This is a genomic window from Methyloceanibacter marginalis, from assembly GCF_001723295.1.
GTDB lineage: Bacteria > Pseudomonadota > Alphaproteobacteria > Rhizobiales > Methyloligellaceae > Methyloceanibacter > Methyloceanibacter marginalis.
The window spans coordinates 1-8,915 of the sequence record NZ_LPWD01000193.1; the positions used below are offsets into that span (position 1 = coordinate 1).

Consider the following 8,915-nt stretch of genomic DNA (forward strand, 5'->3'; position numbering starts at 1 on the left):
GCCGTGCGCGGCGGCGGGCTTCCCGAGACGCTCAAAGAGGAGATCGTCGGCGAATCGCTCGCCATCGTCCGGGACGAGCCGTTCGCCCGTTGTCGGCCCGGCAGCCTGGCCGAAGTGCCGGTGGTGGCACGAATCGGTGAGGGCGAGTCGAGCTTCGACCTCGAGGGTCAGATCGACCGCCTCGCCATTCTCGACGATGGCCTTCTCATCCTCGACTACAAAACCAACCGTCCGCCGCCCTCAAGCGAAGCCGACGTGGCGCGCGCCTATATCAATCAGCTCGCGGCCTACCGGTTGGCGCTTCGCAGGATGTTCCCGCAGAAAGCCGTGCGCGCGGCGCTTCTGTGGACCGATGGGCCGCGCCTCATGGAGATCTCTTCAACTTTGCTTGATGCGGCGACGCGCGACATGTTGAGCAGGCAGGCGGCCTTGACGCCTTGAGGGGCCGCACCTAGGTTCCGGTGGCGAGTTCGGCGGTCCTGACAGGCCTTGGCCGGCGACGAGGAGAAAAACTTATGGCGACTGAGAAGGTTTCCGACGACACATTCGAAGCCGAGGTGCTGAAGTCCTCGACCCCCGTCGTCGTCGATTTTTGGGCCGAATGGTGCGGACCCTGCCGGCAGATTGGACCCGCGCTCGAAGAGATCGCCAAGGAGCTCGACGGCAAGGTGAAGATCACCAAGCTCAATATCGACGAGAGCCCCCGCACGCCGGGCACCTACAACGTCCGGGCCATCCCGACGCTGATCCTGTTCAAGAACGGCGAAGTCGTGGATACGCTTCGGGGTGCCTATCCGAAGAACCATCTGGCGGCGTGGATCGGCGGCGCCATCGACGGCACCGCGTAACCCATTTCACGCATGCAGCTTGAGGACGTGGCCCGCAAGGTAGAGCGAGCCGCAGATCAGCACGCGCGGCGGCTCACCGCCTGAGGCGGAGCGGAGCAGCGCCTCAGGCACGCTATTGACCGCAACGGCGTCGAACCCTTCCGCCCGGGCGATTTCGGCCAACGGTTCGGCGGCGAAGGCATTGGGTTCTCCCGGGATCGGCACGGTGTAGACACGCTCCACCAGCCCCTTGAACGGGGCGATGAAGCGCTGCGCATCCTTGGTTTCCATCATGCCCCAGATGATATGCACCGGACGCGGCACGCGTTCGTCGAGCGCGGCCAGCGTGTCCGCCACCGCCTGTCCGCCCGCTTCGTTGTGGCCACCGTCCAGCCAAATCTCGGTGCCGTCGGCCGCATAGGCGTGCAGTCCGCCGACGGACAGCCGCTCGAGCCGGGCCGGCCAGTGTGCATTCGTTATCCCCGTCCTCGAGGCGCGCTGAGTCAGAGCGTCGCCAAAGGCGACACTCGCCGCGGCGATCGCCGTGCCGGCGTTGTCGATCTGGTGTCGACCGGCAAGCCGTGGCAGCGGCAGGTCGAGCAGACGCGAGGCGGTCTGGAACACCAAACGCCCCTGCTGCTCGAACGCGTCGAAATCGCGTCCGAACACATGGAGCGGCGCGCCGATCTCGGCCGCCCGGCGCGCGATGACATCGAACGCTTCCGCCTCCTGGCCCGACGATGCAAGGACGCCCGGCTTAAGAATGCCGGCCTTCTCCCCCGCGATCGCAGCCAGCGTCTCGCCCAGAAACGACACATGATCGATCGAGATCGGCGTGATGATGGTGAGCAGCGGCTTCTCGACCATGTTGGTGGCGTCGAGCCGCCCGCCGAGCCCGGTCTCCAGCAGCAAGAGATCGGCGGGCGCTTCGGCGAAGGCGAGGAAGGCTGCAGCCGTGGTGATCTCGAACAGCGTGATGAGATCGCCGCCATTGGCGGCTTCGGCGCGGGCCAGGCAGTCGACCAAGACGTCTTCGCTGACCGGTGCGGCCCCATGCGGGCCCGCAAGCACGATGCGCTCGTGGAAATCGACGAGATGCGGCGAGGTGTAGACATGCACGCCGTTGCCCATGGATTCCGCAATCGCGCGCAAGAAGGCGAGCGTCGACCCCTTGCCATTGGTGCCGGCGACGTGGACCACGGGCGGCAGCTTGTCCTGCGGATTGCCGAGCGCCGTCAATAGACGCTCGATGCGCCCCAGCGACAGGTCGATCGACTGCGGGTGGAGCTTCTTCAGCCGCTCCAGCAGCGTATCGCTCATGGCCGAGCGTGGGCGGGGAGATGAGCCCCCGGCGCTATAGGGGAGTGTCGTCAAGCCTTGCTAGACCTTAGGCGTTCTGCGGCGGAGATTGATTAGCGCCATTCCCGGGGGCGTCCGTCAAGGGCTCGTCTTCTTCCCCATCCTCGGCCGGCTCGGTGGGCTCGGCCGCAAGGCCGTTTCCGCTCTTGGCTTTGCCATCCAGCGGCAGCGTGGCTTGCAATTCGTCCTCGGCGCCGACCGGGATCTCGATATCGCGCGCGAGGCGATGGGTCAGTAGGTTGCACAGACGCGCAAGCGTGCCGCGGAGATCGTGACGATGCACGACCATATCCACCATGCCGTGGTCGTGAAGATATTCGGAGCGCTGGAAGCCGTTCGGCAATTGCTCTCGGATGGTCTGCTCGATGACGCGCGGTCCGGCAAAGCCAATGAGTGCGCCGGGCTCAGCGATGTGAATGTCGCCCAGCATCGCATAGGAGGCGGTGACGCCGCCGGTGGTCGGGTTGGTCAACACGACGATGTAGGGCAGATTGGCCTCGCGCAGTTCCTCCACCGCGACGGTGGTGCGGGGCATCTGCATGAGCGAGAGAATGCCCTCCTGCATGCGCGCGCCGCCCGAGGCGGCAAACAGAATGAAGGGGGCCTCGCGCACGAGCGCGGCGCGCATCGCCGAGATGACCGCCTCGCCCGCGCCGGTGCCGAGCGAACCGCCCATGAAGTCGAAGTCCTGCACGGCGGACACGACCGTGTCTCCATGAAGCTTGCCGATGCCGGCGTGCACCGCGTCGTTGAGACCGGTCTTGCTGCGCGCATCTTTGAGGCGGTCGGTGTAGCGGCGCTCATCGCGGAATTTGAGCGGGTCCAGCGGCACGTCGGGCAAATGGAGCGCCGCGTATTTGCCGTCGTCGAACAACGCCTTGAGGCGCGCCGGCGCCGACATTCGCATGTGATAGTTGGAGCCTGGAACAACGAACTGGTTCGCTTCCAGATCCTTGTAGTAGATCATCTGCCCAGTCTCCGGGCACTTCACCCAGAGATTGTCCGGCATATCCTTCTTGCGAAGAATATTCCGGATTTTGGGTCTGACGACGCTATTGATCCAGTTCACTGGTCCAACTCTCTAAAATCTGCCGCTCTAGACCGCCGCGGCCTCGGCCGGCTGGCGCAACGCCGCCGACAAGTGCTCCACAAGCCCCAACAACTTCGGCTTCGTCTCGCCCGTCGCTTTGCCGTCCGCGTCCAGGCTCTCGGCGATTGCCGCAACCAGCGCCGATCCAACGACAACGCCTTCGGCGACTTCGGCCAAATCGCGCACCTGCTCCGGGCTCTTCACGCCGAAGCCGATGGCTATAGGTAAATCGGTATGGGCCTTGATGCGTTCAACATGAGCGCCTACCGAAGTGACATCCGGAGCGGCAGTGCCGGTGATGCCGGCGATCGAAACGTAGTAAACAAATCCCGAAGTGTTCGCGAGCACGGCCGGCAGACGCTTGGCGTCCGTCGTGGGCGTCGCGAGGCGAATGAGGTTCAGGCCAGCCGCGACCGCAGCGGGACGCAGTTCCTCGTCCTCTTCCGGCGGCAGGTCCACGATAATCAGCCCATCGGCCCCCGCTTCGCTGGCATCGCGGACGAAACGGTCCACCGCATAAATATAGATCGGGTTGTAATAACCCATGAGCACAATCGGAGTGGTTTGGTCCTCGTTGCGGAACTCCCTAACGAGGGAGAGCGTCTTTTTCATGGTCTGGCCGGCCTTCAGCGCCCGCAACGACGAGGCCTGGATGGCGGGGCCGTCCGCCATGGGATCGGAAAACGGCATGCCGAGTTCGATAACGTCGGCACCCGCGGCTGGCAGCCCCTTGAGCAGGGCGAGCGAGGTCTCGTAATCGGGATCGCCGGCCGTGATGAAGGTGACGAGACCGGCACGTCCTTCCCGCTTCAGTGCGGCGAATGTCTTGTCGATCCTCGTCATGCCTATTCTCTCGCGCTCAGATAGCTCGCGACGGAGTCGAGATCCTTGTCGCCACGGCCTGAGAGATTGATCACCATCACGTGGTCTTTTGGCTTCGTCGCTGCGATGTCGAACATGCGGGCAAGAGCGTGCGCCGGCTCCAGCGCCGGGATGATGCCTTCGAGCTTGCTGCAAAGCTGGAACGCGGCGACAGCCTCGTCGTCAGTCGCCGAGAGAAATTTCACCCGATTGACGTCGTTGAGCCAGGCATGCTCGGGCCCGATGCCGGGGTAATCGAGCCCCGCGGAGATCGAATGCGCCTCTTCGATCTGACCGTCCTCGTCCATCAGCAGATAGGTGCGATTGCCGTGCAGCACGCCGGGCTTGCCGCCGGCGATCGAGGCCGCATGCTGCCCGCTATCAAGGCCGTGGCCGGCTGCCTCAACGCCGTAGATTTCGATCTCCGGCTCGTCGAGGAACGGGTGGAACAGCCCCATGGCGTTGGATCCGCCGCCGATGCAGGCAATGAGCGAGTCCGGCAGTCTGCCTTCGGCTTCCAGCATCTGCTCGCGTGTCTCGCGGCCGATGACCACTCTGAAATCGCGCACCATCGCCGGATAAGGGTGCGGGCCGGCGACCGTGCCGATGCAATAGAACGTGTCGTGGACGTTGGCGACCCAATCGCGCAACGCATCGTTCATGGCATCTTTCAGCGTCTTGGAACCCGACTCGACAGGGCGGACCTCGGCGCCGAGCATCTGCATGCGCAAGACGTTCGGCTTCTGCCGAGCCACGTCCACAGCGCCCATGTAAACCACGCAGGGCAACCCGAACTTGGCGCATAATGTTGCCGTCGCCACGCCGTGCATTGCCGCGCCCGTCTCGGCGATGACGCGCGTCTTGCCCATGCGCAAGGCCAGCATGATCTGGCCGAGCACATTATTCACCTTGTGCGCGCCGGTATGGTTGAGGTCCTCGCGCTTGAAATAGATCTTCGCGCCGCCGCAATGCTGCGTGAGCCGTTCGGCGAAATAGAGCGGCGACGGTCTCCCGACATAAGTCGCGAGATGGCTGTCCATCTCGGCCTGGAACGAGGCGTCCGCCTTGGCGTCGTTGTAAGCACGCTCGAGATCCAAGATGAGCGGCATCAGGGTCTCGGCGACGAAGCGGCCGCCGTAGATCCCGAAATGCCCCTGCTCGTCGGGACCCCCGCGATAGGTGTTCAATGCATCGGTGACGGTACTCATGAGCCTTGGCGTGTTGTGAGGCGGCCGCTCGTGCCGCCTCAATGAATTGCGTGATGAGGCAGCGTCCTTTTCGCCCGGCGCGGTCTCGACTCCGGAGGAGACATCAACCAGGGCCGCGCCCGTGAGCGCGATCGCCTCGGCGACGTTTCCGGCATCGAGGCCGCCCGACAGGGCAAAAGGCTGCTTCGCCGACGCCAAGATGCGCCAGTCGAAGATAACCCCGTTTCCGCCGGGCAGCGCCGCATCGGGGCCCGCCTTGGCGTCGAACAGAATCTGATCGGCAATTCCGGCATAGGCCCGCGCCCGCGCCACGTCGGCCGACTCGCACACGGAAATCGCCTTGAACACGGAGAGACCGGTCCGCTCTTTGATGGCGGCGACGCGTTCGGGCGTCTCGTTGCCATGAAGCTGGAGAATGTCGGGACGTACCCTGCCCGCCACCGCCTCGAGCAGCGCGTCGTCCGGGTCGACCATGACGGCGACGGTGCCCACGCGGCCGCGCGCGGCGGCGGCCAGCGCGCCTGCCTGCTCGATCGTCAGGTTTCGCGGGCTCTTGGCGAAGAAGACAAGCCCGGCCAGATCGGCGCCCGCCGTGACGGCAGCATCGAGAATGGCAGGCGTCCGCACGCCACAGATTTTTACCTTGACCGTCACGGGGCTCTATCAGCTCTCGGGTGAGGGTTTTGCCGGCCGGATAGGCGGCTCGTGCGGGCTCACCCTATGAAATTGAGGCCTTCAAGTCCATCGCACTGCAACATTGGCGTTGCCGATTGGTTCAACAGGCCCTCGCATCGGGAAAGGCCCTTGAGCGCCAGCGCCAGGCCGGCCCAGACCGCGGGCCAGGCCAGGGGTTGCGCTACTCGGCCGGCAACTGCGGGCGATGGTGGGCCGGATCCAGGGTCTCCAGTTCTTTCTCCAGCCGGTCCGCCTGGCGGCGCCAATCGCGCGCCTCGCGGGCCTCCTCGCGTGCGGTGCGGCGCCACTTACCCTGATTGAGCCACGAGGCGATACCGCCCACCACGAGGCCAAGCGCAAAGGCCCCGAGCAGGAAAAGAAAAAAGGGCGCCTGGAGCGAGAAACTGGACTTGGCCCCGCCAAAGGGGTCGAGGATCAGCACCGCGGGCTCGCGATTGACCACGGCGAGCGCGATGAGCACCACGCCGAGCGGCACGATCACAAGTGCGAGGATGAGCTTACGCCACACGGCTGCTCCTTAGGCGGACCACGGAACCTAGCTTCCGTCGCCGTCGGGGTTCAAGCGCTCGCGCAATTCCTTCCCGGTCTTGAAGAAGGGCACGTATTTGTCCTCGACGAAGACCGTATCCCCGGTGCGCGGATTACGGCCCTGCCGCGCCGCACGATGCTTCACCGTGAAGGCGCCGAAGCCACGCAGCTCAACGCGGTCGCCACGGGCAAGCGCGCCCGTGATCTCATCGAGCACAATGTTGATGATCCGCTCGACGTCACGATGGAAAAGATGCGGATTGGCGGCAGCCACCCGCTGAATCAACTCGGATTTGATCATTATACGCCCCACCGGGCCGCAGCCATTGGTTGCAGCTGGCCCAACGCCCCCACTAATTGGACGCAGGGTGCCAAACCGAGACAAGACCGTCAAGCTCCAGGGTCGCCGAAGCCTGGCCTAGGAGAGCGGCGATCTTACTGCTAGACAAGCCAAAAATCTCCACACCCGAGCCCAGCATCCAGCCAAAGAGACCGGTCGACTCTTCCTTGGGCTTCCACTGGAGGACCTTGAGGCCCGCCGGAAGTCCGCGTTCCTTGGCCAGCCAGCTGAGGGCCGTGCGCTCGTCGCCGATCTGATCCACGAGCTTGTAATCGACCGCTTGGCGCCCCGAGTAGATGCGCCCCTCGGTGAGGCCGGGGATCGCGTTCGGCTGGATTTTCCGCCGAGTCTCGACCAGATCGACGAACCAGACCTTGGCGTCCTCGACCATTTCCTCGGTCACGGCGCGGGCGCGCTCATCGGTGGGCTCGAAGGGGCTCGGCACGGCCTTCAAGGGGCCGCTCTTGACCTCCTCGACCTCGATGCCGAGCGTATTCAAGAGCTCGATGACATTCACCCACTGGAAGATGACGCCCACGGAGCCCGTGATGGTATTCCCGTAGACGAAGATGCGATCGGTGGCGAGCGCCACGATATAAGCGGCGGAGGTGGCAAGCGTGCCGCAGGTGGCGACGACCGGCTTCTTCTGCGCCAGCCGGCGGATCGCGTCGTACATGGCCTCACCGCCGGTCGTGGTGCCGCCGGGGCTGTTGATGTCGAGGATCACCGCCTTCACCTGCCTGGCCTTGCCGACCCTGTCGATCAGCTCCAGCATCTTGCGGTCGTCGGTGATGATGCCTCCGACGCTGATGCGGGCGACGTGGGGCAGAATACTGGTGGAGCCCGTCAATTGGCGGTTGCCGAAGACGACCAGGCCCACGAACAACAGACCGAGCACCACCGCGGCGATGCGCCAGATCGTAACCCGGCGCTTGAGGCGGCGGCGCTCGATCACGCTTTCGGCGTCGAGACCCATGTTTCGCTCAGCCTATTCGTCGGGCCGCATGCCCGCTCAATAGTGGAGATCGGACGGCCTCGCGGGCCGCCGCCTATTCTTCGGACGATGCCTCGGTTCCGGCCGTTTCGTCGTCCGTCTTGCTCTTGGCCGCGCGTTTGCGCTTCGGCTTGGCGGCAGGCTCTTCTTCCGCCTCGACCGTCTCGCCGTCTTCGTCCTCGTCGTCCTCGCCGCCCTTGGCCTTGTTCAGGGCCGCGCCGAGAATGTCACCGAGGGACGCACCGGAATCCGTCGAACCGTATTGAGCAACGGCTTCCTTCTCTTCGGCGATCTCGAGCGCCTTGATGGACGCGCTGATCTTGCGCGTCTTGGCGTCGACCTGGGTCACGACCGCGTCGAACTTCTCGCCGACGCCGAAACGATCGGGACGCTGCTCGGACCGGTCGCGGGACAGATCAGAGCGGCGGATGAAGGTCGTGAGGTCGTGGTCCAGCAGCTTTGCCTCGATGCCGTTGTCCTTGACGGCAGTCACCTCGCAGGTGACGCGCATACCCTTCTTCAGCTTGTCCGAAGTGGCCGCGCCCTCGAACGGATCGGGGGTCAGTTGCTTGATGCCGAGACTGATGCGCTCCTTGTCGGAGTCGGCTTCCAGCACGACGGCCTTCACCATGTCGCCCTTCTTATAGTCCTTGAGGGCGTCCTCCCCAGACTTGGACCAATCCAAATCCGATAAATGGACCATGCCGTCGATGCCCCCTTCGAGGCCGACGAACAGGCCGAATTCGGTGATGTTGCGGACGTCGCCTTCGATGACGGCGCCGGCTTCGTGGCTGCCGGCGAAGCGACCCACGGATTTTCTTGAGTCTGCTTGAGGCCAAGGGAAATGCGGCGCTTGTCGGGATCGACCTCCAGCACCTGGACCTCGACCTCCTGGCTCGTGGAGATGATCTTGCCGGGATGAATATTCTTCTTCGTCCAGCTCATCTCCGAAACGTGGATCAGACCCTCGACGCCCGGCTCCAGCTCCACGAAGGCGCCGTAGTCGGTGATG

Annotated in this window: 9 protein-coding genes and 2 pseudogenes; 2 read left to right on the forward strand and 9 right to left on the reverse strand. The window is 64.5% G+C overall.

Going from position 1 to position 8,915, the window contains the following annotated elements:
- A partial coding sequence (locus AUC71_RS08075) for a PD-(D/E)XK nuclease family protein (RefSeq protein ID WP_193427026.1) occupies positions 1–441 on the forward strand: 441 nt, incomplete at its 5' end.
- Positions 442–479: 38 nt separating this feature from the next.
- A complete protein-coding gene (gene trxA, locus AUC71_RS08080) occupies positions 480–848 on the forward strand; it encodes a thioredoxin (protein ID WP_280139297.1) in 369 nt (122 codons plus the stop codon).
- A 6-nt stretch (positions 849–854) separates the two neighbouring features.
- Here the strand turns inward: trxA and AUC71_RS08085 are convergent, their stop codons facing one another.
- The 9 genes and pseudogenes from AUC71_RS08085 to AUC71_RS08120 all read right to left on the reverse strand — a co-directional run.
- The gene (locus AUC71_RS08085; RefSeq protein WP_069623856.1) at positions 855–2,147 is read right to left on the reverse strand and encodes a bifunctional folylpolyglutamate synthase/dihydrofolate synthase; all 1,293 of its coding nucleotides are present in this window, start codon (positions 2,145–2,147) and stop codon (positions 855–857) included.
- A 67-nt stretch (positions 2,148–2,214) separates the two neighbouring features.
- Positions 2,215–3,255 (reverse strand): acetyl-CoA carboxylase, carboxyltransferase subunit beta, encoded by a 1,041-nt coding sequence (gene accD, locus AUC71_RS08090; RefSeq protein WP_083238195.1) that lies wholly within the window; start codon positions 3,253–3,255, stop codon positions 2,215–2,217.
- A gap of 27 nt (positions 3,256–3,282) precedes the next feature.
- Positions 3,283–4,119: a tryptophan synthase subunit alpha gene (gene trpA / locus AUC71_RS08095; RefSeq protein WP_069623857.1), complete on the reverse strand. Its 837-nt coding sequence runs from the start codon at positions 4,117–4,119 to the stop codon at positions 3,283–3,285.
- Positions 4,120–4,121: 2 nt separating this feature from the next.
- A complete protein-coding gene (gene trpB, locus AUC71_RS08100) occupies positions 4,122–5,345 on the reverse strand; it encodes a tryptophan synthase subunit beta (protein WP_069623861.1) in 1,224 nt (407 codons plus the stop codon).
- Between the two features lie 57 nt (positions 5,346–5,402).
- Positions 5,403–5,999, reverse strand: a pseudogene (locus AUC71_RS21020) (phosphoribosylanthranilate isomerase); the annotation flags it as partial.
- A 202-nt stretch (positions 6,000–6,201) separates the two neighbouring features.
- Entirely contained in the window at positions 6,202–6,549 is a 348-nt protein-coding gene (locus AUC71_RS08105; protein WP_069623858.1) for a lipopolysaccharide assembly protein LapA domain-containing protein, read from the reverse strand.
- Positions 6,550–6,576: 27 nt separating this feature from the next.
- On the reverse strand, positions 6,577–6,870 hold the full coding sequence (gene ihfB, locus AUC71_RS08110; protein WP_069623859.1) for an integration host factor subunit beta: 294 nt from the start codon (positions 6,868–6,870) through the stop codon (positions 6,577–6,579).
- A 52-nt stretch (positions 6,871–6,922) separates the two neighbouring features.
- Entirely contained in the window at positions 6,923–7,885 is a 963-nt protein-coding gene (sppA, locus tag AUC71_RS08115) for a signal peptide peptidase SppA (RefSeq protein WP_069623860.1), read from the reverse strand.
- A gap of 205 nt (positions 7,886–8,090) precedes the next feature.
- Positions 8,091–8,915, reverse strand: a pseudogene (locus AUC71_RS08120) (S1 RNA-binding domain-containing protein); the annotation flags it as partial.

What these genes read in the sequence shown, in the direction of transcription:
- trpB (WP_069623861.1), bottom strand. Translation starts at nt 5,345, where the DNA reads ATGAGTACCGTCACCGATGCATTGAACACCTATCGCGGGGGTCCCGAC.
- sppA (WP_069623860.1), bottom strand. Translation starts at nt 7,885, where the DNA reads ATGGGTCTCGACGCCGAAAGCGTGATCGAGCGCCGCCGCCTCAAGCGC.
- ihfB (WP_069623859.1), bottom strand. Translation starts at nt 6,870, where the DNA reads ATGATCAAATCCGAGTTGATTCAGCGGGTGGCTGCCGCCAATCCGCAT.
- trpA (WP_069623857.1), bottom strand. Translation starts at nt 4,119, where the DNA reads ATGACGAGGATCGACAAGACATTCGCCGCACTGAAGCGGGAAGGACGT.
- AUC71_RS08085 (WP_069623856.1), bottom strand. Translation starts at nt 2,147, where the DNA reads ATGAGCGATACGCTGCTGGAGCGGCTGAAGAAGCTCCACCCGCAGTCG.